We start from the raw sequence: 24338 nt of genomic DNA on the forward strand, positions 1-24338 counted from the left end.
GACCGCAGCATGTCAAAGGCCGTGGCCCGGGATCAACCACGGCTCACCCGCCGAACGAGACGAGTGCGCCGCGTTCGTCGAAGACCGCCGAACCCGCCCAGGCGATCTCCCACCGGTTGCCCTCCGGGTCGGCGACGTACGCCGAGCGGCCACCCCACGAACGGTCGGTCGGCGCTGCCACAACCGTCGCCCCCGCCGCGGCAGCCGCCGCGAAGGCCGCGTCGACCTCGGCGCGGTCGTCGACGTTGCAGGCCAGCGTCACGCCGGACCAGCCACCGGCCGGATCGGCGAGACCCGGTGCCGCCTCGGCCGCCAGGTCGGGCAGCGGGTAGAGGGCGAGCAGTACGCCACCGAGCAGGAACGCCGACCAGCCGTCGTCACTGGCCGGCAGTTCCGGCCAACCCAGGGACCGGTAGAAGGAGCGCAGCCGGCCCAGGTCACGGGCGCCGAGGGTGATCACGGACAGTCGGGCGGGGATCGCGCTCATCGCCCGATCGTGCCGCATCGGTACGACAGGACACCTCGGCGTCCTCAGTGGATGGAGGCCCCCGCCCACTCACCCGGCGTCGTGCCGGCGCGGGCAGCCACGTCGCCCTGCGGCGTCCAGATGGCCGAACGGCCGGCGGCCTCGGTGTAACCGCCGCCGGTCGACCCGGCGAAGCTCGCCATCGCCACCCAGACCCGGTGTGCCGCAACGATCCGTTCTGCCCGCTCGTCCGGCACGGCGGCGTCCCGGACCGACTCCAGCACGCCCGCCGCGTACACGTCGATCCCCAGCGCCGCCGTCGCCTGCGCGTGCGCGACGACGCCGGTGTCCTTGCAGACGGCCAGCCCGATCCGCCATCCGTCCACGTCGAGCACGGCCGGTGCCTCGCCCGGCCGGAACCGCTGCGCCTCCGCGCCGCCCAGCCACATCTTCCGGTACGCCACGCTCACCCCGTCGCCGGTCACCGCCAGCACGGCGATGTGGTCACCGGCGATCGGCGCGCCGGCCAGCGCCAGCGTGTCCACCTCGGCGCAGGCGTCGACAAGTGGCGTCAACCGCCGGTCGCCCATCGGCACGGTCGGCCCCGACAACTCGTACCCCGTCAGGGACAGCTCCGGAAAGACCACCACCCGGGCGCGCGCCGCGCGGACCGCGTCGGCGTGCGCCCGCGCGTTCTCCGCGACATCCAGGGGTACGCACGGCGGCTGCGCCACCGCGAGCCGCAGCGGGGTGCGGTTTTCCGCACCCCCACCGGTGCGGGTGACCCGCGGCGTCGGATGGTCCGCCTCATGGTCGATTCTCAGGATCGGTTCGTAGCGTGGGGACATGATTCGAACGTCGCACGCCGTCCTCGCCACCGGAACCCCCGCCGCCGCGGCCGAACCGCCGCAGGGCGGGATCGTCGGGTACGTCAGCGATCTGGTGGAACGGCTCGGCGGGCCGGGCGCCGGTCTGGCGGTGGCGCTGGAGAACCTGTTCCCGCCGATCCCCAGTGAGGTCATCCTGCCGCTGGCCGGCTTCGTGGCCGCGCAGGGTCGGATCAGCCTGGTCGGCGCGATCTTCTGGACCACCCTGGGTTCGGTGGTCGGCGCACTGGCGCTCTACCTGATCGGCGCCTCCCTGGGCCGCGACCGGATGCGTGCCATCGTGGCCCGACTGCCGCTGGTGAAGCTCAGCGACGTCGACCGGACCGAGGCGTGGTTCCTGCGGCACGGCGTGAAGGCGGTGTTCTTCGGCCGGATGATCCCGATCTTCCGGAGCCTGATCTCCATCCCGGCCGGGGTCGAGCGGATGCCCGTGCGGACCTTCCTGCTCTACACCACGCTGGGCAGCCTGATCTGGAACAGCGCCTTCGTGCTCGCCGGCTATCTGCTCGGGGACAACTGGCACCTCGTCGAGGGCTACGTCGGCACGCTCCAGAATGTGGTGATCGTCGCCTGCGTCGCGGCTGTCGCCTGGTTCGTCGGGTCGCGGGTGCTGAAGGCCCGCCGCGCCGCCCGAGACCCCGAATCGGACCCGGCTCTCTCTCGCCGTGGTGAACCCTCGTCGGGAACGCCGGATCCCGACGGTCGGGGCACCCTCTATCGGGGCGCCTCCTGGGCCTCGGACGAGCGCTAGCCCGTCGCCTCCGCGACATGTGTCCGGTGCAGCGGAACGAAGGGGATGCCAGGTGAGAGGGGAACGGCGGACCAGCCGGTGGTGGGCTCGCCTGCGGTTGCCGGTGGGCGTCGCCGCCGGGAGCGCCACCGCCGTCGTCGAGCTCGGCTTCCTGGCCGTCGCGGCGGTCGCGCTCGCCGCGTCCGCGCTCGTGCCCGGCCGCCGGACCGTGGAGCTGACCAGACGGTACGCCGGACAGCTCGTACGCCTGGAACGTCGGCGCCTCGCCGGCCTGCTCGCCGCGGACGAGCCGCCCGCGGCGCCTGGAGTGTCCACCCGGCGGCAGGTCGGCTACCTGGCCGCCCGGCTCCTGCCCGGCGCGCTCGGCCTGCTGGCGTACGCCGTGCTGGGCATCGGCCTGGTGCTGGCGGCGATCGTGCTGCGGGCGGCGGTACGCGGCGAGCTGAGCGTGCTCGACGCGCTGTCCCAGGTCGCCGTGGGGGCGGTGCTGCTCCTGCTCAACGTCCAGGCCCTCGCCAGCATCGCCGCGCTGGACGTCCGGCTGGCCCGGCGGCTGCTGCGCCCCGGGCGTCGGGCGGAGCTGAGCCGGCGGGTGCAGGAGCTGACCAGCAGCCGGGCAGCGGTCATCGCGGCGGTCGACGCCGAACGGCAGCGCATCGAACGCGACCTGCACGACGGCCTCCAGCAGCGGCTGGTCGCCCTCGGCATGCTGCTCGGCAGGGCCCGCCGCGCCCGGGACGCCGACCGTGCCCGCGCTCTGGTCGCCCAGGCGCACGAGGACGTGCAGCGGGCCGTCGCGGAGTTGCGGGAGGTGGCGTGGCGGGTCTATCCGTCGGCGCTGGACGCCAGCGATCTGGGTGAGGTGCTGGCCATGGTCGCCCGTGGCTCCGAGGTGCCGGTGCGGATCCGCTGCGACCTGCCGCTGCGGCCCGCACGACAGATCGAGACGGTGCTCTACTTCGTGGCCTGCGAGTCGCTCACCAACGCCGCGAAACACGCCGCCGCTACCCTGGTCACGGTCGAGATCGGGGTACGGGAAGGGTGGATCCGCATGCGGGTGCACGACGACGGCGTCGGCGGCGCGGATCTCACCGGGCGCGGGCTGTCCGGGTTGGCCCGACGGGTCGCCGCGCTGGACGGCCGCCTGGGCGTGACGAGCCCGGCTGGCGGTCCGACCACCGTGCTCGCGGAACTGCCGTGCGCCTAGTTCTCGCCGAAGACTCGACCCTGCTCCGGGAGGGCCTCACCCGGCTGCTCGCCGAGGAGGACCACGAGGTGGCGGCTGCCGTCGGCACCGCCGAGGAGCTTGTCGAGGCAGTCGGCCGGTGCCGTCCCGACGTGGTCGTCACGGACGTCCGGATGCCGCCCACCCACACCGACGACGGGTTGCGTGCCGCGTTGGAGATCCGCGAACGCTGGCCCGACACCGGCGTCCTCGTGCTCTCGCAGTACGTCGAGCGGCGCTACGCCGCCCGGCTGCTCGCGGACCGTCCCGAGGGAGTCGGTTACCTGCTCAAGGACCGGGTCGCCCAGGTGGACGACTTCCTCGACGCCCTCGACCGGGTCGCTGCCCGGGGCACGGCGCTCGACCCGGAGGTGGTTCGCCAGGTGGTGGCCGGATCGGAACGACCCGATCCGTTCGGGCGACTCACCCCACGCGAACGGGACGTCCTGCACGAGATGGCCCAGGGGCACACCAACGCCGCGGTCGCCCAGCGGCTGCACGTGTCGCAGAGCGCGGTGGAGAAGCACGTGAACGCCATCTTCGACAAGCTCGGCCTCGCCCACACGACGGGTTACAGCCGCCGAATCCTCGCGGTGCTGCGGTACCTGGGTACGCCCTAGGCCTGTCGCTCGGGCTTGATCGACACGACTTCACCGATATGGGGGTGTCGACCGGTCCCGGATACCCCGAGTTCGGCGATCTCGAGTCGATCACCGGGTCGGATCGGCTCGGGTGGGCGCGATGTCCGGTTGTGGGGCCCGTGTGATGACCGGCTGCACTCGTGGGCTGGAATCGTGGCGGGCCGGGGGTCGTTACACACCCTGACGATCGCAGGAGCACGGGTCAGACACCCCTACGTGCCGCCCGCTGGCGGGAATGGCCCCGGCCCCCGGGTCGTTGTACCCGGTCCGCGGCGCCCGAGCCCCCCGGCTCGTAGGCCGCCGCCCCCCAGACTTTGCAAGCGCCGGACGAGGTGCTGACACCCCGCATCACCGATCCCCCGAAATGGTGGCGTGTGGGTGTTTCCTACCCCCGAAGGAGCAACCCTCATGAACACGATCTTCCGTAAGAGCATGCTGTCCGTTGCGGGTCTCGCCTTCGCCGGTGGCGTCTTCGCCGGCCCGATCGCCCATGTCGCCGCCCCGAGCACCGACTCGCGGCCGGTCGCCGTGGTGCAGGCCGACAATCCCGACACCAGCAAGCTGATCCCGCACGGCACCCAGGGCGAGCAGTCGCACATCGACCTGAACGACGAGCAGATCGGCAACGCCAAGGCCATCATCGCGGCCACGAAGAAGGCCGGCCTGCCGGAGCGCGCTGCGGTCATCTCGATCGCGACGAGCCTGCAGGAGTCAAAGCTGGAGAACCTGGGCCACCTGGGTGACATGAACGACCACGACTCGCTGGGTCTGTTCCAGCAGCGCCCGTCCAGTGGTTGGGGCACGCCGGAGCAGATCACCGATCCGGAGTACTCCACGACGGCGTTCCTCAAGGGCCTGCGTCAGGTCGACGGTTGGCAGGACATGCCGCTGACCGTGGCCGCGCAGACCGTGCAGGTCTCGGCGTACCCGGACGCGTACGCCCAGTGGGAGCAGCAGGCCGCCGACCTGGTCGGCCAGTACTGGAACAGCTGACCCACCGCACGACCCGATCGATGGCCGGCACCCCCCGGGGTGCCGGCCATCGGTGTCTCCGCCCGGCGGATCATCGCTCCCTGACGACCTCGCCGGAGCGGGAACATCGGGCGGCGTCGGCTGGTTGTGAACCAGTGTCGGTGTGACTCAGTGTCCCCGGGCCTCACCTACATAGCCCTCGCGGAATACCGTTTGGCTGGAGCCGCGTCGCGCCACTCGCCGAGAGGCGACCTGCACACCGACACCGGTGCCGCCCCCGACCATCTGGTCGGGGGCGGCGCTTTCTTCCGGCACAATGTGCCGGTGGACGCCGCGCAGACCTGGTCGGAGCAACCCGGTGTGCTCGTACTGCCCAGCGGGGCGCGGGTACGCGGACGTCGCCTCGCCGCGACCGCGTCGCCGGCCGACTTCGCGCTGCTGCTGGCACCCGGTCCGGAGCCGGCCTGGCCGTACCGCCGGATCCGCTGGCCCGACTTCTGGGTGCCGGTCGACCGCGCGGACGCGCTCGACGCGCTGCGTGCGGCGCTGCGACGGGCGCACGACGGCGAACGCGTCGAGGTGGCCTGCCGGGGCGGGATCGGCCGCACCGGCACCGCCCTGGCCGCGCTGGCGATCCTCGACGGCCTGCCGGCCGAGCGGGCGGTGCCCTGGGTTCGGGCGGGCTACCACCCGAAGGCGGTCGAGACGCCCTGGCAGCGGCGCTGGCTGCGCCGCGTCGCCTGACCACGGCGCCGCGAGCCGCCCGGACGGCACCTCGCCTACCGCGCCGGGCGGCGGCAGAGCGTCAACCGCCCGCGCAGGGCGATCTTGTTGACTAGGGTCGGGCTCATGAGAGCTGCGCTGCTGGCGGTCACGGCGTCCGCCGTCCTGCTCGCACCCGCGCCCGTCATGGCCGCGCCGGGAGCGACCACCGGCAGGCTGACCGCCGCCACAGCGGCGGCGGCGAGCGCGCCGACCGTCGCCACCGGTACCGCCGCCCCGCCGGTCGTGCGGTGCCCGCGGGCGTCGGCACCGACGGTGTCCCGGCCGCCGCGCCCGTCGCCCCCGCCCGCCGTGCCGCAGGAGCGGGTGGTCGGCGGCGTCGAACTGGCCACCAGCGGCCTGGTCGTGCCGGCCGGCGTGGACGCGCCACCGGCGATCACGGCCACGTCGTGGCTGGTCGCGGACCTCGACTCCGGCCGGGTGCTCGGCGGCTGCGGCCCGCACGAGTACGGCACCCCGGCCAGCGTCCAGAAGCTGTTGCTGGCGGCCACGATGATGCCCCGACTCGACCCCGCCCAGACGGTGACCGTCACTGCGGCGGACATGAACATCGAACCCGGCTCGTCCGCCGTCGGCCTGGTCGAGGGTGGCCGCTACACGATCGAGACGATCTGGCTGGGGCTGCTGCTGAACTCCGGCAACGAGGCGGCGAACGCCCTTGCCCGCCTCGGTGGCGGCCCGGACGGGGCGGCTGGGGGAGTGCGCGCCATGAACGAGCAGGCGCACCACCTCGGCGCGCTCCAGACGCACGCCGTCACCCCGTCCGGCCTAGACGGCAAGGGCCAGTTCACCAGCGCGTACGACCTGGCGCTGATCGCCCGGGCCTGCTTCGCGCAGCCGACGTTCCGCCGGTACGCGCGCACCGATCTGGCGACGATCCCCGCGCAGCCGGCGCAGCGGACGAAGGGTTTCCAGATCCAGAACGAGAACCAGCTCATCTACCGGTACCCGGGCGCGCTGGGCGGCAAGACGGGATTCACCGACCTGGCACGGCACACGTACGTCGGCGCGGCCCAGCGCGACGGTCGCCGGCTGGTGGTGACGCTGCTGGGTGCCGAGCCGACGCCGAAGCGGGGTTGGGAGCAGGGGGCGGCCCTGTTGGACTGGGGTTTCTCGCTGCCCCGCGACGTCGGCGTCGGTCGCCTGGTCGAGCCCGGCGAGCTGACCGCCACACCGTCGGCGACCCCGTCCGTGCTGGCCGCGCCCGGCCCGGCCCGCCCGGCGGCGGCCAGCGGTCCGGCGCACACCGGTTCCGGCTGGCTCTGGTCGGTGGTCGCGCTCAGTGGCGCGGGGGTGCTGGTGCTGCTGGGCGGGCTGCTGTGGCACCGCCGCCGCCGGTTGTCCTGACGGGTCGGCAACCGGTCGCGGCGATCGACAACCGGCTTTGGCGTCCATAGACTCCGGTCTTTCTGGCAGCGCGAGTCCCAGGAGGATCCCTGTGTCGAGTGAACGCGAAACGCCCTCCGGCGCGGCGGCACCCCGCCCGTCGGTGCGTGCGCTGACCCGCCTCGCGGGCGTGACGGCGATCGCCGCGGCGCTGGTCGTCGGCGCGTCGGCTACCGCGGTGGCCGCCCCGGGCACGACCGTCGACGCGTCCGGCGGAGCCCGGGCGGTGGCCGCCCCGCCCGCCGATCCCCGCCCGCCGCGCACCACGCACGGTCCGTGCGCGTACACCGAGACGCCCGACGAGCCGGCTGCTCGGCCGGTCCCGCTGCCACCCGACCCACGACGGACCCCGGACCGGGGCAGCGTCCGGGTGACGCTCTCCACCAACCAGGGCCCGATCGGGCTGACGCTGGACCGGGCGGCCGCGCCGTGCACGGTGCAGAGCTTCCTGCACCTGGTCGGCAAGCGGTTCTACGACCGCACCCCGTGTCACCGGCTCACCGCGTACCCCACGCTGAGCGTGTTGCAGTGCGGCGACCCGTCCGGCACCGGCGAGGGCGGACCGGGCTACCGGTACCGCGACGAGCTGCCCACCAACCTGCCGCCCGCGCCCACCGATCCGACCGGCGTACGCCGGCTATACGCGCGGGGCGTGCTGGCGATGGCGAACGCCGGGCCGGACACCAACGGCAGCCAGTTCTTCCTGGTGTACGCCGACTCGGCGCTGCGGCCCAACTACACGATCTTCGGGACGGTCGACGCTGCCGGGCTGGACACGCTGGACCGGATCGCCGCCGGGGGCGTCGCGCCGACGGCCGAGGACCCCGCGCCGGTCGACGGCACGCCCGCCCTGCCGGTGACCATCTGTCGGGCCGTACGCGCACACCACTGATCCGCTGGGCGCGGTGGGCGGCGGAGGCCGCTCACCGCGCGCCGGTCGCCGGAATTTCCGGGAGCCCGACCGGTACTGACGGGACCAGGTGTCCGACCCGGTTCAGGCCGTCGGAACGACGGGGGTCAGCCGGTCGACCGCGCGGCGGTGCTGTCCCGGACGACCAGTTCGGTGGCCAGCTCCACCCGGGGGGAGTCGATGCCCTCACCCTGGGCCAGTCGCAGTACCGTCCGCGCCGCGAGGCGGCCCATCTCGACCAGGGGCTGGCGGACGGTGGTCAGCGGCGGGGACGCCCAGCGGGCCTCCGGCAGGTCGTCGAATCCCACCACGCTGACGTCGTCGGGGACCCGCAGCCCCCGGCGGCGGATGGCCTCGTAGACGCCGAACGCCATCTGGTCGCTGGCCGCGAAGATGCCGGTCGGCGGATCGGCCAGGTCGAGCAGCGCCGTGCCGCCCGCGAAACCGGAGGCGTGGTAGAAGTCGCCCGGGTAGATCAGCGCGTCGTCCACCGGCACCCCGGCGGCCTCCAAACCGGCCCGGTAGCCGTCGAGTCGGGCCCGACTGCACAGCAGATGTGTCGGGCCGGCCACGAAGCCGATCCGGCGGTGGCCGACCGCCAGCAGGTGCTCGGTGGCGGCGAGCCCGCCCGCCCAGTTGGTGGCGCCGATGGTCGGCACGTCCATGGCCGGCACGCCGGCCGGGTCGACGACCACCACCGGCACGTTGAGGCGGCGTAGCTGTGCGTGCAGCGGCGGGCTCAGGTGCGACGTCACGAAGATGACCCCGTCGGTGGCCCGGGTGCGCAGGTTCTGCAACCACTGTCGGGCCGCGGTGGGCTGCCGGTGGATCGCGGAGACGACGGTGCCGACACCCGCGCCGTGCCCGACGTCCTCGACGCCTCGGATGATCTCCACGGCCCAGGGGCTGTCCAGGTCGTTGAAGACCAGGTCGACGAGGCCCGCGCGGCGGACGCTGCGGCTGCTGCGGCGTCGGTAGCCGTGGTGGCGCAACAGCTCCTCGACGCGTTCCCGGGTGTCGGGGGCCACATCGGACCGGCCGTTGAGCACCCGTGACACGGTCGGCACCGAGACGCCGGCCTCCCGTGCGATCGCGGTGATGGTCACCCTGCGTCCGTCGTCCGCGTCCACCCGTGTCTCCTTCACCGCTCCGGGAGGGGCCGCCGCATGCGTCGCCCGTCCCGTGTCCCGGAACGGCGCGCCCGCTCCTCGGGTCATCTTGCCTCACCGAGGGGGGTTGACGACACGCCAGGTCGGTCATAGCGTTCGGCAGAGTTGCGGAAATGTTCCGGTAATTTGTCGGATGCGGCTCGGCGTACCGTCCCGCGCACCAGACAAGGACGCCATGTACACGGACCTGCCCGAGGAACAGCTGCGCGCGTACCGCGGCGTGGTGAGCGAGCCCGCCGACTTCGACGACTTCTGGGCGCACACCCTGGCCCAGGCGCGCGAGGCCGCGTGGCCGGTCCGGCTCGAACCCGTGGTGACCGGTCTGACCGCCATCGACGTGTACGACGTGACGTTCCCCGGCTTCGCCGGACAGCCCGTACGGGCCTGGCTCCGGGTTCCGCACGGCACCGGCACCGCGCTGCCGACCGTCGTGCAGTACGTGGGCTACGGCGGCGGGCGCGGGCACCCGCTGGAGAACCTGCTCTGGGCCACCGCCGGGTTCACCCACCTGCAAATGGACACCCGGGGGCAGGGCTCGGGCTGGAGCCGGGGCGACACCGCGGACCTGGGCGCGACCGGCGCGCAGGCGCCCGGCGTGGCGACGCGGGGCATCGCCGATCCGCGCACGTACTACTACCGACGGCTGATCACCGACGCCGTACGGGCCGTGGACGCCGCCCGTACCCTGCCCATGGTCGACCCGACCCGACTGGCGGTGCTGGGGCACAGCCAGGGCGGGGCGATGGCGCTCGCGGCCGGCGCGTTGGCGCCCGGTGTGCGGGCGGTGGTGGCCCTGGTGCCGTTCCTGTGCGACATTCCGCGCGCGGTGGTGGTCACCGACGCCCACCCGTACCGGGAAATCCGCGACTACCTGGCGATCCACCGGGACGCCGAGGAGCGGACGCTGACCACCCTGTCGTACGTCGACGGCGTCAACTTCGCGCGGCGCTGCCGCCGGCCCACCCGGTACTCGGTGGCGCTGATGGACGACATCGTGCCGCCCTCGGGTGTCTACGCCGCCCACAACTCCCACGCCGGGCCGACGGAGCTGTCGGTGTGGCGCTACAACGGCCACGAGGCCGGCGGGATCGACGACGACGAGGCGGCCCTGCGCTTCCTCGGCGCGCAACTGGCCGAGGAGCCCGGGGCGACGAAGGCCGCCGCCCAGCCGGTTCCGCTGACGCCCGGCGCGTGAGCGGGCCCGACCGATCCGCCGCGCACCGCCGACGGCCTTTGGTAGACAGGACCTGTGCGCAGGTCAGGACGGTTGGCTGCCATCACCGCGCTCGCCGTGGCGCTCGGCGGCTGCTCCTCGCCGCCACGCCCCACGCCGACGGTCGCCACCCCGGCCTCGACGAGCCCACGACCGACGCCTGACGGCCCCACCGCACGGCCGGGCGCGACCCCGCCGGGCGCGGGCGGGTTGCCGGGCTTCGTGGTGCTGACCGACGTCGACCCCCGCATCCACGCCGACATCCGCTACGCCACGGCACACAACTTCGTGGGCCGGCCGATCACCGGCTACCGCGAACCGCTGTGCCTGCTCACCCGGCAGGCGGCCGAGGCGCTACGCCGGGTCCAGGACGCCGCGCTCGCCGGGGGGCACCGCCTCAAGGTGTACGACTGCTACCGCCCGCAGCCGGCGGTGGACGACTTCGTCGCCTGGTCGAAGCGTCCCGGTGAGCAGCAGACCAAGGCCGAGTTCTACCCGGACGTGCCGAAGGACCGGCTCTTCGCCGACGGCTACATCGGCGCGCCGACCGCGCACAGCCGGGGCAGCACGATGGACCTGACCCTCGTCGACGAGCCCGCCGCCAGCCAACCTCCGTACCGGCCCGGCCAGTCGCTGGTGGCCTGCACCGCGCCCCGGGCGCAACGCTTCCCGGACAACAGCATCGACATGGGTACGGGCTTCGACTGCTTCGACGCCCGAGCGCACACCGACGACCCCCGGATCACCGGGGCCGCCCGGGACAACCGGCGGTTGCTGCGCCGGCTGATGACCGACGCCGGATTCGTGAACTACGACCGGGAGTGGTGGCACTACCGCCTACGCGACGAGCCGTACCCGGACACGTTCTTCTCCGCGCCGGTCGCCCGTTCGTCGGTCGGCTGAGAACCGGCGCTCAGGTCCAGTAGAGGACGCGGCAGGCGGGTATCCGCGCGGCCAACTCGTCGGTGAACCACCGTCGCAGCTCGGCCATCGTGTCCCGGGGGTAGACGTACTTCACCGCGCCGAATTTGCCGTGCTTGCGGCTGCGCGCCGACACGTCCATCTCCAGTCGGGTGCGCGGGTACCAGCCGAGCAGCACCTCCCGGCTGCCGGGCGTGAACCGGTGCGTGATCAGCTCGGCGGTCAGGTCCAGCTCCGGTACCCCGTCGACCGCCGCGCGGACCTGCTCCAGCAGGTCGCCGTACGCCTCGCGCCAGTCGGGCAGCGCGATGATTGGCGCGATGGTCAGCCCGACGGGATAGCCGTCGAGCGCGAGCCGGCGCAGGGCGGCGAGCCGGTCCGGTACGCGGGCGGTGCCGCCCTCGAACCGTTGGCTGACCGGTGCGCAGTTGACGCTGAACCGGACCCGGGTGCGGCCGTGGTGGGGCAGGCCGACGAAGCTGTCCACGTCGGCGTACTTGGTGGTCCAGCGCAACTGCACGGGGGCGTCCCAGTCGGCGAAGTGCCGCACCGCCCGTTGCCAACTGCCGGTCAGGTGCTCCAGCGCCAGGGGGTCGGTGTAGCAGGACGCCTCGAACGTGGTGCCCTCATCGGCGCGACGCGCGTCGCGGCTGGTCACCGTGCCGCGTCCGGCGTACGGAGTCAGCCCGGCCAGGATGTCGTCGAGATCGGCGTACACCCGGGTCACCGGCGGTCCGGAGAGCGAGCCGGCCAGGTAGCAGTACTGGCAGTGCGCGGGGCAGCCCTCGGCGAGGTCGACGCGCCAGTCGGCGCTCGGCGCGATGGGTTGCAGGTCGCGCCGGGATGGCGGGCTGACCACGATCGCCATGGTCGCCTTGGCGCGCGCGTACGTCTCGCGGTCGGTCTGCCCGCGTACCCCGGTGAGCCGGTTGGCCCGGAGCCGTTCCACCTCGATGCCGAGCGCCTGGACCCGGTCGACGATCCGCTGTCCGTGCGGGTGGTCCAGGGCGGCGGGGGTGACCACCACCCGGTTCGGGGTCCAGCGACGCGCGGGTCGCGCCGCCGGGGCGAGGCCGGCAAGGTCACGGGTCGGCACCCACTCGCCGCTGGCGTCGTGCGGCGCGGCGGGCACGTCCACGGCCAGCGGCGTGTCGACGTCGACGGCGTCCGGGCTGGTCATCGGGTCGGACTACCCGCTGCCGTAGGAATCCCACCCGATTGCCGCTGTGCGATTGACGCCGTAGGTCGGAAACGCATAACCTTTCGTCTATCTGTAAACCTTGTGAACAGATTTACGTCGACGCGGCGGCGCGCGTCCCGACCGAAGGGACGATCAGGTGATCGCAGAACTCTCCTCTCGTACCAGAAGGATCCTGTCCGTGTTCGTCGCCCTCGTCGTGGCCGTGAGCGCCGGCGTCGGCCTCGGCGTCACGCGCAGCGCGCAGGCCGCGCCCACGTTCAAGGTCCTGGCCTTCTACAACGGCACCTGGGACGACGCGCACATCGACTTCGTCAAGGACGCGCGTGCCTGGTTCCCGCAGGCGGCCGCCCAGTACGGCTTCTCCTGGGAGGCCACCAACAACTGGAGCCTGCTGAACACCGCCAACCTGGCCCAGTACAAGGTCGTCATGTTCCTGGACGACGCCCCGCCGACCGCCCAGCGGGCAGCGTTCCAGCAGTACATGCAGAACGGCGGGGCGTGGATGGGCTTCCACGTGAGCGCCTGGACCGACAACCCGTCGAGCTGGAGCTGGTACTACAACACGTTCCTCGGCTCCGGCGCGTTCCGGACCAACACCTGGTCGCCGACCCGGGTCACCATGCGCGTCGACAACCGCACCCACGCGGCCACCCGGAACCTCCCGGCGACGTTCTCGTCGTCGTTCAGCGAGTGGTACTCGTGGAGCAACGACCTGCGGCAGAACTCCAACATCGACATCCTGGCCTCGGTCGACCCGTCGAGCTTCCCGGTCGGCACCGACCCCAACCAGTCCTGGTACAGCGGCTACTACCCGCTGGTCTGGAGCAACCGCCAGTACAAGATGATCTACGCCAACTTCGGGCACAACCGGATGGACTACGGCACCAAGACCGGCCTGTCGTCCACCTTCGACAGCGCCCAGCAGAACAAGCTGCTGATCGACGGGCTGCACTGGCTCGCGGGCATCGGCACGGCACCCACCCCGACGCCGACGCCGACCGGCAGCGCCGGCCCGATCTCGCCCACCGCCTGGCACACCGTGGTCAACCGGGGCAGCGGCAAGTGCGTGGACGCGCGGGCCGCCGCCAGCGCGAACGGCACCGCCATCCAGCAGTACGCCTGCAACAACAGCACCGCCCAGCAGTACCAGTTCGCCCCGACCAGCGACGGCTACCTGCGGGTCAACAACCGCAACAACAGCGCCCAGGTGCTCGACGTGACCGACCGGTCGACCGCCGACTCGGCCCCCATCCAGCTCTGGTCCTACAGCGGCGGCACCAACCAGCAGTGGCGCGCGGAGTCCGAGGGCGGCGGCTACTACCGCATCGTCAACCGCAGCAGTGGCAAGTGCCTGGACGTGCCCGGAGCGTCCACGGCGGACAGCGTCCAGCTCATCCAGTACACCTGCAACGGCACCGCGGCGCAGTCGTTCCGGCTGGTGGCCGTGTCGTAGGGCGGCTCTAGCCTGCCGGTCATGGCGATTCGGCTCCGTCACCGCCACCCTCACCGACGGTGCCGGAGCCGAAGACGACTGGTACCGGCACAAGCGGTGGTACGCGGTGCTGCACCGGTTCGACGCCGACGGCGCGCGCACCGACTCGGACATCTGGTTCGCCGGCACCAGCGAGCGCGTCTGGACGACCTGGTCGAGCGGTGCGGTGCCCCTGTCGAGCTGCCCCATGAATGGGGCGCGCTCGGCGCGGTCGAGCGGCGCCCGCCTCGGTGGCCGGCGCTGGCCTGGAGGGCGGGCCTCGCTCTCGGTGGCAGGCCCTGTTCTGGGTGTCCGCGCCGGTCGCTGGGTGGCGGACCCTGTTCCGTGTGCGCGCCGGTCGCTGCGTGGCGGGGCCGGTCGCCCGCTGCCGCCCCACATCTGGGGCAGCTCGACAGGACGTGTGGGTGACAGGTCCTCCGGGTCCGGCAGCGCCGCGCCGACGGAGATATCCATTGCGGACGCGCCGCAGCCCTCCTACTGTCACCGGTGCAAGGTCGAGAGCAACCACGAGGGGAGTACGCCGTGTCGCGACGCGTCCGCACCGACGCCGCCCGGCGGCTGCCTCCTGCCGGCGGTTATCTGCTCAGCCCTTCCACGACCATCACCTGTAACCCTTTGCGGGGCACCGGGCCGAGGTGGCGCGACTGACGCTGACGCGTCCGCCGGCCGCCCTCCCCACCGGGATCGGGCGGCCATTTCGTATCCGCGTAAGGAGACCATCATGGGATTCACTCCGCTCGCCGGCACCCGGGCGCCGGTCCGGGTCTGGACCGACCCGTACGCCATCGAGCCGCAGGCCGCGAAGCAGCTGCGCAACATCGGCGCGCTGCCCTGGGTGCAGGGTGTCGCCGTCATGCCCGACGTGCACTTCGGCAAGGGCGCGACGGTCGGCTCGGTGATCGCCATGCGGCAGGCCGTCTCGCCGGCCGCGGTCGGCGTCGACATCGGCTGCGGCATGTCGGCGGTGCGCACCTCGCTGACCGCCGCCGACCTGCCGGACGACCTGGGCGGGCTGCGGTCCGCGATCGAGGCCACCATCCCGGTCGGCTTCGCCCAGCGGACCGAAGCGGTCAACCCGCGTCGGGTCCGCGGGCTGGAGCAGGGCGGCTGGGGCGACTTCTGGGCTCGCTTCGCCGGGCTGGACCGGCGGGTGGCGCAGCTCGAGACGCGGGCGCAGCGGCAGCTCGGGACGCTCGGCGGCGGCAACCACTTCATCGAGGTCTGCCTGGAGCAGGGCGGCGACGACGAGGGCCGGGTCTGGCTGATGCTGCACTCGGGGTCCCGCAACATCGGCAAGGAACTGGCCGAGCGGCACATCGGGGTGGCCCGGCGGCTGCCGCACAACGCCGACCTGCCCGACCGGGACCTGGCCGTGTTCCTCGCCGGCACGCCGGAGATGGACGCGTACCGGCGGGACCTGTGGTGGGCGCAGGAGTACGCGCGGCGCAACCGGGCCGTCATGCTGGCACTGCTCTGCAACGTGGTGCGCGAGCAGTTTCCGCAGGTCGGCTACGACGAGCCCATCTCCTGCCACCACAACTACGTCTCCGAGGAGAGCTACGACGGCGTCGAGGTGCTGGTCACCCGCAAGGGCGCGATCCGGGCCGGCCGGGGTGACCTGGGCATCATCCCGGGGTCGATGGGCACCGGGTCGTACATCGTGCGGGGTCGGGGCAACCCGGACGCGTACTGCTCCGCGTCGCACGGTGCCGGGCGGCGGATGTCGCGGGCGCAGGCGAAGCGGACGTTCAGCACCGCCGACCTGGCGGCGCAGACCGCGGGCGTGGAGTGCCGCAAGGACGCCGGGGTGGTCGACGAGATCCCCGGCGCGTACAAGGACATCACCGCCGTGATGGCCCAGCAGGACGACCTGGTGGAGGTGGTCGCGCACCTCAAGCAGGTCGTCTGCGTCAAGGGCTGACGAGGGTACGCGCGGGCCGGGAGCACCGGCCCGCGCGATGCCCTCAGAAGCCGACGAAGACCCGACGCAGGTCCTCCAGGGTCACCGGGCCGTTCACCTGCACACCGTCCGGCGTGTAGCGGGTCCCGAGCCGGCCGACCACCAGCCGCAGCCACGCCTCGGCCGGCAGGGACAGCTCGCCGTCCGGCTGCTCCGGCGCGTCGGTGAGCATGATCGGCTCGCCCAGCCGCAGCCCGAACGTCCGCTCGGGGTCCCGCAGCCGCACCAGCAGGGTCGCCTCGCGGCCGGCCAGCTCCGTGGGCCGGCTGGTCCAGCTCAGCATGCCGCCGATCTGGTCGAGGAGCAGCGGCACCGCCTCCGGCGTCACCGCCGCGAACGGGTTGAACGCCACCTCGGCGTCCCACTGGTGCAGAGCGAACTCGCTGAGCCGGAACCGGGCGGCGGTGGCCACGTCGACCGGCTCGGGCAGGAAGCCGAGGTTGATCCGCAGCGACTGGCGGGTCTCGGCGTCCAGCGCCTCGTACGCCTCGACCAGACGCTCGTTGGACGCCAGGAAGCCGGCGGCGTGCTCCTCGGGGGACATGGCGTCCCAGCGCTGCCACACGCCACGGTTGAAGTCGCCGTCCGGGGCGGGTGTGCCCTCGATGGAGGCGTTCAGGCCCGCGAGGCCGATCTCGGCGCCGCTGCCCAGGTGGCTGAGCACCTGGGAGACCTGCCATTCGCTGGCCCCGGAGGGCTGGCGCAGGTCGTCGTCCTTCAGGTCGCGCACGAGCGCGGCGAGCTCCTCGTGGCCCGCCCGTAACGCGTGGATGATCTGGTCGGCAGCCGTGGACATGTGTCTCCTCAACGGATCTTCGACGATGGTCGGGACGCTACCCGGTTTCAGCCCATGTGCACGGCATTGCCGGCCGGGATGTCCTCCTTGCGCACCTTTATCAGGACCAGCGTGACCAGCCCGGCGAGCACGATCAGCACCGCGCCCCAGGCGAACGCGACGCGGTACCCGTGCACCAGCGCCTCCACCTGCGTCGCCGGGTTCGGCGCCCTGCCGACCAGGTACGCGGTGACCGCGCTGGTGTAGAAGGTGTTCAGCAGCGCCGTGCCGAGCGAGCCGCCGACCTGCTGGGTGGCGTTGAGCGTCGCGCTGGCCGCGCCGGCGTCGTGCTCCGGCACCCCGACCAGCGCGAGGCTGGACAGCGGGACGAAGGTGAAGCCGAGCCCCAGGCCCAGGATGACCTGGGCGGGCAGCAGGTGGGTGAGGAACGGGGTGTCGACGTCGATCTGGGTCAGCACCAGCATGCCCACGGCGGCGAGCACCGCACCGGCGACCATCAGCGGCTTGGCGCCCAGTCGCGGCATGAGCTGGCTGGCGCCACCCGCGGCGATCAGCACACCGGCGGTGACCGGCAGCGACGCCAGGCCGGCCTCCAGCGGCTTGTACTGCAGAACCACCTGGAAGTAGAAGGTCAGGAAGAGGAACGCCCCGAACAGGCCCGCGCCGATCAGCGTCGAGGTGAGGTACGCCCCGCCCCGGTTGCGGTCCAGGATGATCCGCAGCGGCAGCAGCGGGTGGTTGGTGCGCAGCTCGATCACCACGAAGGCGGCCAGCAGCACCACACCGGCGGCGATGAAGCCGAGCGTGGCGGTCGCGTCCCAGCCGTCCTCGGCCGCCTTGGTGAAGCCGTAGACGAGGGAGACCAGACCGGCGGTGACGACGACCGCGCCGGGCACGTCGTAGCGGGTATTGCCGTGCGCCCGGCTCTCCGGCACGAGCGGGAGGGCGAAGGCGATCGCCACGGCGGCGACCGGGATGTTGACCAGTAGGCACCAGCGCCAGTCGGCGTATTCGGTCAGCACCCCGCCGAGCAGCAGCCCGACCGCGGAGCCGCCACCGGCGATCGCGCCGTACACGGCGAACGCCTTGGCCCGCTCGGTGGCCTCGGTGAACAGCACCGTGAGCAGTGCCAGGGCGGCCGGCGCGAGGAGCGCGCCGAACGCGCCCTGCAACGCGCGGGCGGCGAAGAGCATCCCACCGGTGGTGGCGAGACCACCCAGCGCGGAGGCCAGCGCGAAGCCGGTCATGCCGACCAGGAAGGTGCGCTTGCGCCCCCAGTAGTCGGCGATCCGGCCGCCGAGCAGGAGCAGACCGCCGAAGGCCAGCGTGTAGGCGGTGATCACCCACTGCCGGTTCGCGTCGGTGATGCCCAGGTCGGCCTGGGCCTGCGGGAGCGCGATGTTCACGATGGTGGCGTCGAGGACGACCATCAGCTGCGAGACCGCGATGACCGCCAGGGCGATCCAGCGCCGCGGGTGCGGGGCGCCTGTCGACGTCCCGGCGCCAGGTGCGCCGGGGGCGGTCGAGGTGGTTCCGGGCATGGTGAAGCCTTCCGTGGTGCGGATGTTGATGGATCAGGCCTGGGACGGGCGGTCGTGGCGGTAGGTCAGGACCGGGATCAGCACCTGGTCGACGACCTGGGTGAGGAACGCGTCGTCGGCGGGCAGGCCGTGCGCGACCAGGCGGGACATGAGGAGCGCGGGCGCCAGGTCGTGGAACAGGTCCCGTTCGCCGGCCTCCGGGGGGATCTCCCCACGGGCGGCGGCCCGGACGAGGACGGCGGTGCTGGCCACCCGGCCGGCGGGCAGCACCTGGTGGCGCACCAGACGTTCCAGCTCTGGACTGGTGCGCATGGCGAAGGTCAGCGCCTGCATCAGGTCGCAGTCGGCGACGCAGATGGCGGCGGTGGCGCGGAGCAGCTCGAGCAGGTCACCCCGCAACGAGCCGGTGTCGGGTGGGTTGAGCACGCCGACCTGGCGGTCGCTCAGGGCGGCGACGACCAGCTCGGCCTTACCGTCCCACCGCCGGTAGATGGTGGCCTTGCTGACGTGGGCGCGCGCGGCCACGGCGTCGATGGTCATCCGGTCGTAGCCGACCTCGCGCAGCAGGTCGATCACGACGCTGAACAGGTCGGTGCCCGTGCACCGGGCCGACCGCGCGGCCGGCACGCCGACGCCCGTGCTCACCTGCTGACCCTCCCGCACCCGCACCCCCCGTGAAACGATGTCGTACTGACCCTAGTTCGCTCGGGGGCCTTCGTGCAGGTTTTTATGAGGTGCGTCGCATCCAGCGAGCGAAACGGTCACGTTTCGCACTCAGCCGTCGGGTGGCGCGAGGAGCACCGGCACGGCCACGGTGTTGAGGCGTGTGCCGTCCCGGGCCGACACCTCGTACACCTCGATCGTGCCGTGCTGCTGCCTGGTCGTCCGCCAGGTCACCACCACCCGGTAGTCGCCCCGGCAGCCACTGCCGCAGCTCGCCGTGCCGAAGGCGGTGGCCACCTGGCGGCCGGCGTCGTCGAGCACCCGGACGCTCACCGTGGCCTCGAACACGTCTGCCGTGCCGGTGACGGCGCGCGGGGCGGTGACCCTCTCGCCGACGCTCGGCCCGGTGACCACGATCGGCGCGAGCAGGCCCGGATAGTCGGCCCGACCGACCGGTGCGCCACCGGAAAAGCGGACCCGCCGGACGGTGGGGAACTGGGTGAGCGTCCAGACCACCTGCGCCTCGCGCAGCCGACGGTCCGCCGGGTCGTCGGCGGACGGAACCGGACCGAGGGTCGCCAACCCGTCGGCGATCCGGGTGACCTCGACGCCGGCCGGCAGCAGGGTCACCATCCCCGTGGCGGCCTCGGCCGGCGTCGGTCCGGCGGTCAGCTCACTGAGGGCGAGCCGGGACGTGGCGACGGTGGCCGGTCGGGTGCGCCGGGTGGGCACGAGCCGACCGGAGCGGACGTACCACAGCTCGATCGTCACCAGGTCCGGCCGGCGGGTCCCGGTGACCGTCGGTGTCGGCGGACGCGGCGGGGTGCCGGTGGCCGGCGGCGTCGGCGGCACCGCAGCGGCCGGTGGGGTCGTGGCCGGCGCGACGGCCGACGGGGCAGGGGTGGGCGAAGGTGCGGTCGGCACCGCGCCCAGGTCGCCGGAGCGCGGGGTGCCGCAGCCGCCGACGGCGAGCGCGGCGACGAGCGCCGCGACGCCGGCCGCGCGCCCCAGGTCACGGCAGCTCATCCCGCACCCCCTCCCGCGCGCCACCGTCGGGACCCCGCGCGGGCAGCTCCAGACGAAACAGCGTGCCGACGCCCGGCGCGCTACGCACGGTCATCACACCGCCCACCACCGCCGCGTGTTCCCGGGCAATCGCCAGACCGAGGCCGCTGCCCGAGGTCGAGCGCGTGGCGTCGACCTTGTGGAACCGGTCGAACACCAGCGGCAGGTGCGCGACCGGGATCCCCGGCCCCTGGTCGGCCACCTCGAACACGACGCCGCCACCCGCCTCGCGCACGCTCGCGGAGATCTCGCCGCCGCCGTGCTCGACCGCGTTGGCGACCAGGTTGGCCAGGACACGTTCCAGGTGGCGAGGGTCCGTGCGCAGCGTGACGGGATCGCCGGCGACCAGCACCCGGTCCGACCAGCCCCGCGCCGCGACGATCGCGCGTAACAGCGCCAGCGCGTCCACCGGTTCGGCGCTCGGGCGGTCCTGCCCGGCGTCCAGCCGCGAGATCTCCATCAGGTCCTCGACCAGGCGGCGCAGCCGGACCACGTCCCCGACCAGCAGCCGTGCGGCCGGCCGGGCGTCGTCGGGCATCCGGTCCAGCTGCTCGCGCAGCAGCGAGGCCGCCGCCACCAGGGCGGTCACCGGGGTACGCAGCTCGTGCGCGACGTCGGCGGTGAACCGCCGCTCCCGGGCCTGCGCGGCCGACAGGGCGGCGATCTTCGCCTCCAGCGCCTCGGCCATCTCGTTGAACGACGCCGCCCACGCGCTGAACTCGTCCCGCCCGCGTACCGGCAGACGGGTGGCGAGCAGCCCTTCGGTGAGCGCACGGGCGGCGCGACTGGCCCGGCCCACCGGCTCCAGGGTGCGGCGGGCCAGGAGGTTGCCCACCCCGGCGGCGACGAGGACGACGACCACCCAGCCGGCCAGCAGCGCGGCGTACACCTGGTTCAGGCCGGCCGCGACGTCGTCCTCCACGGTGATCACGTACAGCTCCGCGGTCGAACCTGGAATCCGCCCACCCACCACCAGCAGACGGGGTCGCTGCGCCGCCGTCGACCGTTGGAAGGCGAGCTGCCCGTCCGCGACCGACGCCCGCAGGGCCGCGCCCAGGGCGGGGGCGTACCCGGGGTGAGAGGGGCGGGTGACGCCGTCGACGAGGACGACGTGCCGGCCGCTGCCCTCGAAGCTGGTGAGCAGCTCGGCGTCGCGCTGCTCGGTCAACGGCACGAACTGTCCGGCGAGCACGAGCTGGTAACGGGCGTCGGCGGCGGCCTGGCGCAGCGACGCGTCCCACCAGGACTGCCGCAGCAACAGCCCGGTCCCGCCGGCGAGCAGACCGGCGGACACCCCGGCGACCAGCACGAACGCGATCGTCAGTCGGCGACGCAGCCGGCCGGGCGGCACCGCGCGTACGGCCATCGCCGACCTCCCGTCAGCCGCCGGAGAGTTTGTAGCCCGCGCCGCGTACGGTGCGGATGCGCCGGGGGTGCGCCGGATCGTCCTCGACCTTCGCGCGCAGCCTCTGCACCGCCACGTCGACGAGCCGTGAGTCACCCAGGAAGCGGTGGTTCCAGACCAGGTCCAGCAACAGTTCCCGGGTGAAGACCTGGCCGGGACGTCGGGCCAGCTCCAGCAGGAGCCGGAACTCGGTCGCGGTCAGCTCCACCTCCCGGCCGTCGCGGCGTACCACGAAGGCGCCCGGGTCGATCTCCAGGTCGCCGACGGCGATGGTGCGCGACGGCGTCGGCGCGCTCACCCGCCGCAGCACCGAGCGGACCCGGGCCACCAGCTCCGGCAGGTCGAAGGGCTTGCGCAGGTAGTCGTCCGCGCCGCACTCCAGACCGACCACCACGTCGAGGGTGTCGGTGCGCGCGGTCAGCATGAGGATCGGCACCTGGCTCGTCCGCCGGATCTCCCGGCACACCTCCAGTCCGTCCAGCTCGGGCAGCATGACGTCGAGCACGATCAGGTCGACCGGGTGCGCTCGCCAGGTCACCAGTGCCGCTCGTCCGTCGGCGGCGGTGTCGACCCGGAAGCCGGCACGGCGCAGACCGAGGGCGGTGACCTCCCGGATGAAGACGTCGTCCTCGACCACCAGTACGCGGCCGTCCATCAGTCGAGGGTAGACCTGTGACCACTGTGCGTAACCCTGGCGGAACGGCCGTCATCGGCGGCCGGTCGGGTCCTCATCTGAGCACCGTCCACCCGCTACGGTCAGGTGCCTCCGGGCATCCCCCTCACACGAAAGGGCACGACGTGCAACGTCATGGCTGCGTGATCCGACTCCGCCCCGAGCAGCGGGAGACCTACCTGCGGTTACACGCCGCCGTCTGGCCGAGCGTCGAGCAGACGCTGCGCGAGGCGAACTTCCGCAACTACACGATCTTCCTCCACGACGACCTGCTCTTCGGCTACTACGAGTACGTCGGCGACGACTACGAGGCCGACCTGCGGTTGATCGCCGCGGACCCGCAGACCCAGGAGTGGTGGAAGTTGACCGACCCGTGCCAGGAGTCGCTGGCCGAGCCCGGCTCGGGCGACTGGTGGGCGCCGATGCGCGAGGTCTGGCACCTGGCCGACGAGGCCCCGCAGGACTCCCGAGGTTAGGTCGACGTCGGCCGGCTCCCGCCGGGAGCCGGCCGACGCTCCGGGTCACTCCGCGATCTTGATGATCGTCTTTCCCGGCGTACGACGGTGACGGGCGAACGCCGAGGCCGTCTCGTCGAGCGGCCGCACGTCGCCCACCACGGGCCTGAGGCGTCCGGTGCGGAGGCGCTCGGCGAGGTCGACCAGCCGGGCCCGGTCGGGTTCGACCACGAAGAAGACGGCTCGCCCGTTCCTGGGCTGGACGTCGGGCGGCGCGGTGATCGTCACCGCGGTGCCGCCCGGGCGGACCAGCTCGGTCGACCGGCGCAGGATGTCGCCGCCGATGACGTCGAACACCACGTCCACCTCGCCGACCTGCCGCAGGTCGTCGGCGTCCAGATCGACGAAGGTCTGCGCGCCGAGCGAGAGCGCGAGGTCGCGGTCGGCGGCGCGACCGGTGCCGATCACCTGGGCGCCCACCTCCCGCGCGAGTTGGACGGCGATCGAGCCGACACCGCCGGCCGCGCCGTGCACGAGGACGGTCTGGCCGCTCGTGAGGTGGGCGTGGTCGAACAGCCCCTGCCAGGCCGTCAGTCCGGAGATCGGCAGCGCCGCAGCCACGGTGTGCTCGACGTCGGCCGCCAGCGGGGCGAGGTTCCGCGCCTCCACCGCCGTGTACTCGGCGAGGGAACCGTCGCGGGCCCAGTCGGTCAGGCCGAACACCCGCTGACCCACCGTCAGGCCGGTGGTGCCGTAGCCGAGTTCGGCCACCACGCCCGAGAGTTCGTGGCCGGGGATGGTGGGCGTCCGGTCCCGGCCCGCGCGGTCGGTCCACGTCGTCGGCCAGTCGAGTTCCCCGGGCGTGAAGCCGGCCGCGTGGACGCGCACGATGACGTCGTTCTCCGCGGCGTGCGGGTACGGCATGTCGGTCAGGGTGAGCCCCGGCACCCCGGCGTTCCGGTCGCGTACGGTGATGGCTCTCATGTTCGTGGCCTTTCAGCTCGGCCAGGGTGAGCCGACGATGCGCTCGACCGTCGTCACACGCTGGAAGCCGGGAACGAAGTGTTCGAGATAGTCGGAGTTGACGGTGCCGATCGTGGTCTCGGGTCGATTCTTCAGCCCGTCGACGGTGGTGCGCAGGAATTCGTTCTTGAAATCCCCGCGCGGATGGACGGCGAGGATTTCCGCCAACTGGTCGGTGTCGAGCCCGTCCAGGCCGAGGCCGAGGACGTCGGTCAACACCCCGAGGTAGGTGGTCGCGATCTCCGGGCCCATCCGATCGGGAATACCCGGCGTGGTGTGCAGGGCGATCGCCGTCCAGACGGTCTCCGCGGCGGCCGCGGGAAACCCCCGGTCCAGCAGGAACCTGCGGGCGTGGTCGGCGCCGTCGACCTCGAAGCGCTGCTGGAGGTCCGAGTACGGCGTCACGAGCCCGGCGTCGTGGAACATGGCCGCCAGGTAGAGCAGTTCCGGGTCCGGCTCGACGCCCAGCCGCCGGGCGTGGATCAGGCCGAAGAGGAAGACCCGCCGCGAATGGTGGTAGATGAGCGGTCCGGTCGTCTCCTGAATGTGCCGGGTCGCCTCGGCGACCGCCGTTGTTCGCGGAATCTCGAATCCCGCGATGACCTCTGCCATTTCCATTGCCTTTCCGACGAGGTGAGCCGACTGCCGACGACCCCATCGTGCCCACCGGCCGTCGTGGCCCGCCGCCCTCGTCGAGCCAGGAACCCCTCATATCCGGACAGAGACTGGCCGCTACGCTG

Annotated in this window: 24 protein-coding genes; 12 read left to right on the forward strand and 12 right to left on the reverse strand. The window is 72.9% G+C overall.

The genetic code is table 11. From position 1 onward, the window contains the following. Positions 1–43: 43 nt before the first annotated feature. Positions 44–487: a VOC family protein gene (locus ACN269_RS01470; RefSeq protein ID WP_421470612.1), complete on the reverse strand. Its 444-nt coding sequence runs from the start codon at positions 485–487 to the stop codon at positions 44–46. Positions 488–531: 44 nt separating this feature from the next. After that, positions 532–1314 carry a carbon-nitrogen hydrolase family protein gene (locus ACN269_RS01475; RefSeq protein ID WP_421470613.1) on the reverse strand — a complete coding sequence of 261 codons (783 nt, stop codon included), beginning with the start codon at positions 1312–1314 and terminating at the stop codon, positions 532–534. Between ACN269_RS01475 and ACN269_RS01480 the strand changes: the two genes are divergently transcribed. From ACN269_RS01480 to ACN269_RS01510, 7 genes are all read left to right on the forward strand, one after another. Further along, positions 1313–2104, forward strand: a complete 792-nt coding sequence (locus tag ACN269_RS01480; protein ID WP_421470614.1) for a DedA family protein — start codon at positions 1313–1315, stop codon at positions 2102–2104. The two genes, ACN269_RS01475 and ACN269_RS01480, sit on opposite strands and share 2 nt — an antisense overlap. Before the next feature lie 52 nt (positions 2105–2156). Beyond that, a complete protein-coding gene (locus ACN269_RS01485; RefSeq protein WP_421470615.1) occupies positions 2157–3311 on the forward strand; it encodes a sensor histidine kinase in 1155 nt (384 codons plus the stop codon). Beyond that, positions 3302–3949: a response regulator transcription factor gene (locus tag ACN269_RS01490; RefSeq protein WP_421470616.1), complete on the forward strand. Its 648-nt coding sequence runs from the start codon at positions 3302–3304 to the stop codon at positions 3947–3949. The genes ACN269_RS01485 and ACN269_RS01490 overlap by 10 nt, the downstream gene beginning before the upstream one ends. A 429-nt stretch (positions 3950–4378) precedes the next feature. Next, positions 4379–4963, forward strand: coding sequence for a hypothetical protein (locus ACN269_RS01495; protein WP_421470617.1), 585 nt, complete (start codon positions 4379–4381; stop codon positions 4961–4963). Between the two features lie 303 nt (positions 4964–5266). Then, positions 5267–5686 carry a protein-tyrosine phosphatase family protein gene (locus tag ACN269_RS01500; protein ID WP_421470618.1) on the forward strand — a complete coding sequence of 140 codons (420 nt, stop codon included), beginning with the start codon at positions 5267–5269 and terminating at the stop codon, positions 5684–5686. Positions 5687–5791: 105 nt separating this feature from the next. Further along, positions 5792–7072 (forward strand): D-alanyl-D-alanine carboxypeptidase family protein, encoded by a 1281-nt coding sequence (locus ACN269_RS01505; protein ID WP_421470619.1) that lies wholly within the window; start codon positions 5792–5794, stop codon positions 7070–7072. 151 nt (positions 7073–7223) lie between these two features. After that, entirely contained in the window at positions 7224–8003 is a 780-nt protein-coding gene (locus tag ACN269_RS01510) for a peptidylprolyl isomerase (protein ID WP_421476160.1), read from the forward strand. Positions 8004–8128: 125 nt separating this feature from the next. On the opposite strand, the gene ACN269_RS01515 is transcribed toward ACN269_RS01510, so the two are convergent. Further along, positions 8129–9151: a LacI family DNA-binding transcriptional regulator gene (locus ACN269_RS01515; protein WP_421470620.1), complete on the reverse strand. Its 1023-nt coding sequence runs from the start codon at positions 9149–9151 to the stop codon at positions 8129–8131. A 214-nt stretch (positions 9152–9365) separates the two neighbouring features. On the opposite strand from ACN269_RS01515, the gene ACN269_RS01520 reads away from it, so the two are divergent. Beyond that, complete coding sequence (locus ACN269_RS01520; RefSeq protein ID WP_421470621.1) at positions 9366–10385, forward strand: acetylxylan esterase; 1020 nt, start codon at positions 9366–9368, stop codon at positions 10383–10385. A gap of 72 nt (positions 10386–10457) precedes the next feature. After that, a complete protein-coding gene (locus tag ACN269_RS01525) occupies positions 10458–11306 on the forward strand; it encodes a M15 family metallopeptidase (protein WP_421470622.1) in 849 nt (282 codons plus the stop codon). 10 nt (positions 11307–11316) lie between these two features. Here the strand turns inward: ACN269_RS01525 and ACN269_RS01530 are convergent, their stop codons facing one another. Further along, positions 11317–12504 (reverse strand): spore photoproduct lyase family protein, encoded by a 1188-nt coding sequence (locus tag ACN269_RS01530; RefSeq protein ID WP_421470623.1) that lies wholly within the window; start codon positions 12502–12504, stop codon positions 11317–11319. A 199-nt stretch (positions 12505–12703) separates the two neighbouring features. Between ACN269_RS01530 and ACN269_RS01535 the strand changes: the two genes are divergently transcribed. Together ACN269_RS01535 and ACN269_RS01540 are read left to right on the forward strand one after the other, a co-directional pair. Next, positions 12704–13978, forward strand: coding sequence for an RICIN domain-containing protein (locus ACN269_RS01535; protein ID WP_421470624.1), 1275 nt, complete (start codon positions 12704–12706; stop codon positions 13976–13978). A 760-nt stretch (positions 13979–14738) separates the two neighbouring features. After that, a complete protein-coding gene (locus ACN269_RS01540; protein WP_421470625.1) occupies positions 14739–15938 on the forward strand; it encodes an RtcB family protein in 1200 nt (399 codons plus the stop codon). A 43-nt stretch (positions 15939–15981) separates the two neighbouring features. On the opposite strand, the gene ACN269_RS01545 is transcribed toward ACN269_RS01540, so the two are convergent. From ACN269_RS01545 to ACN269_RS01570, 6 genes are all read right to left on the reverse strand, one after another. Further along, the gene (locus tag ACN269_RS01545) at positions 15982–16773 is read right to left on the reverse strand and encodes a maleylpyruvate isomerase family mycothiol-dependent enzyme (protein WP_421470626.1); all 792 of its coding nucleotides are present in this window, start codon (positions 16771–16773) and stop codon (positions 15982–15984) included. Positions 16774–16820: 47 nt separating this feature from the next. After that, positions 16821–18314: an MFS transporter gene (locus tag ACN269_RS01550; protein WP_421470627.1), complete on the reverse strand. Its 1494-nt coding sequence runs from the start codon at positions 18312–18314 to the stop codon at positions 16821–16823. A gap of 33 nt (positions 18315–18347) precedes the next feature. Next, entirely contained in the window at positions 18348–18959 is a 612-nt protein-coding gene (locus ACN269_RS01555; protein WP_421470628.1) for a TetR/AcrR family transcriptional regulator, read from the reverse strand. 129 nt (positions 18960–19088) lie between these two features. Next, the gene (locus tag ACN269_RS01560) at positions 19089–20003 is read right to left on the reverse strand and encodes a Gmad2 immunoglobulin-like domain-containing protein (RefSeq protein ID WP_421470629.1); all 915 of its coding nucleotides are present in this window, start codon (positions 20001–20003) and stop codon (positions 19089–19091) included. Beyond that, a complete protein-coding gene (locus ACN269_RS01565; protein WP_421470630.1) occupies positions 19990–21408 on the reverse strand; it encodes a sensor histidine kinase in 1419 nt (472 codons plus the stop codon). Before ACN269_RS01565 ends, ACN269_RS01560 begins: the two co-directional genes overlap by 14 nt. 13 nt (positions 21409–21421) lie before the next feature. Beyond that, a complete protein-coding gene (locus ACN269_RS01570) occupies positions 21422–22102 on the reverse strand; it encodes a response regulator (RefSeq protein ID WP_421470631.1) in 681 nt (226 codons plus the stop codon). 161 nt (positions 22103–22263) lie between these two features. Here ACN269_RS01570 and ACN269_RS01575 point away from each other — a divergent pair, with 161 nt between their 5' ends. Continuing rightward, positions 22264–22596, forward strand: coding sequence for an L-rhamnose mutarotase (locus tag ACN269_RS01575; protein WP_421470632.1), 333 nt, complete (start codon positions 22264–22266; stop codon positions 22594–22596). A 45-nt stretch (positions 22597–22641) separates the two neighbouring features. On the opposite strand, the gene ACN269_RS01580 is transcribed toward ACN269_RS01575, so the two are convergent. Next, on the reverse strand, positions 22642–23559 hold the full coding sequence (locus ACN269_RS01580) for an NADP-dependent oxidoreductase (protein ID WP_421470633.1): 918 nt from the start codon (positions 23557–23559) through the stop codon (positions 22642–22644). 12 nt (positions 23560–23571) lie between these two features. After that, the gene (locus ACN269_RS01585; protein ID WP_421470634.1) at positions 23572–24210 is read right to left on the reverse strand and encodes an HD domain-containing protein; all 639 of its coding nucleotides are present in this window, start codon (positions 24208–24210) and stop codon (positions 23572–23574) included. Positions 24211–24338 lie beyond the last annotated feature (128 nt).

Origin of the sequence: Micromonospora sp. WMMD736 (assembly GCF_049179015.1) — a bacterium.
In the GTDB taxonomy this organism is placed as follows: Bacteria; Actinomycetota; Actinomycetes; order Mycobacteriales; family Micromonosporaceae; genus Micromonospora.

Excerpts from the sequence above, each read along its gene's own strand:
- ACN269_RS01505 (WP_421470619.1), top strand. The coding sequence starts at position 5,792 with ATGAGAGCTGCGCTGCTGGCGGTCACGGCGTCCGCCGTCCTGCTCGCA.
- ACN269_RS01565 (WP_421470630.1), bottom strand. The coding sequence starts at position 21,408 with ATGGCCGTACGCGCGGTGCCGCCCGGCCGGCTGCGTCGCCGACTGACG.
- ACN269_RS01520 (WP_421470621.1), top strand. The coding sequence starts at position 9,366 with ATGTACACGGACCTGCCCGAGGAACAGCTGCGCGCGTACCGCGGCGTG.
- ACN269_RS01470 (WP_421470612.1), bottom strand. The coding sequence starts at position 487 with ATGAGCGCGATCCCCGCCCGACTGTCCGTGATCACCCTCGGCGCCCGT.
- ACN269_RS01530 (WP_421470623.1), bottom strand. The coding sequence starts at position 12,504 with ATGACCAGCCCGGACGCCGTCGACGTCGACACGCCGCTGGCCGTGGAC.
- ACN269_RS01585 (WP_421470634.1), bottom strand. The coding sequence starts at position 24,210 with ATGGCAGAGGTCATCGCGGGATTCGAGATTCCGCGAACAACGGCGGTC.
- ACN269_RS01570 (WP_421470631.1), bottom strand. The coding sequence starts at position 22,102 with ATGGACGGCCGCGTACTGGTGGTCGAGGACGACGTCTTCATCCGGGAG.
- ACN269_RS01545 (WP_421470626.1), bottom strand. The coding sequence starts at position 16,773 with ATGTCCACGGCTGCCGACCAGATCATCCACGCGTTACGGGCGGGCCAC.
- ACN269_RS01495 (WP_421470617.1), top strand. The coding sequence starts at position 4,379 with ATGAACACGATCTTCCGTAAGAGCATGCTGTCCGTTGCGGGTCTCGCC.
- ACN269_RS01480 (WP_421470614.1), top strand. The coding sequence starts at position 1,313 with ATGATTCGAACGTCGCACGCCGTCCTCGCCACCGGAACCCCCGCCGCC.
- ACN269_RS01475 (WP_421470613.1), bottom strand. The coding sequence starts at position 1,314 with ATGTCCCCACGCTACGAACCGATCCTGAGAATCGACCATGAGGCGGAC.
- ACN269_RS01540 (WP_421470625.1), top strand. The coding sequence starts at position 14,739 with ATGGGATTCACTCCGCTCGCCGGCACCCGGGCGCCGGTCCGGGTCTGG.
- ACN269_RS01550 (WP_421470627.1), bottom strand. The coding sequence starts at position 18,314 with ATGCCCGGAACCACCTCGACCGCCCCCGGCGCACCTGGCGCCGGGACG.
- ACN269_RS01560 (WP_421470629.1), bottom strand. The coding sequence starts at position 20,003 with ATGAGCTGCCGTGACCTGGGGCGCGCGGCCGGCGTCGCGGCGCTCGTC.
- ACN269_RS01580 (WP_421470633.1), bottom strand. The coding sequence starts at position 23,559 with ATGAGAGCCATCACCGTACGCGACCGGAACGCCGGGGTGCCGGGGCTC.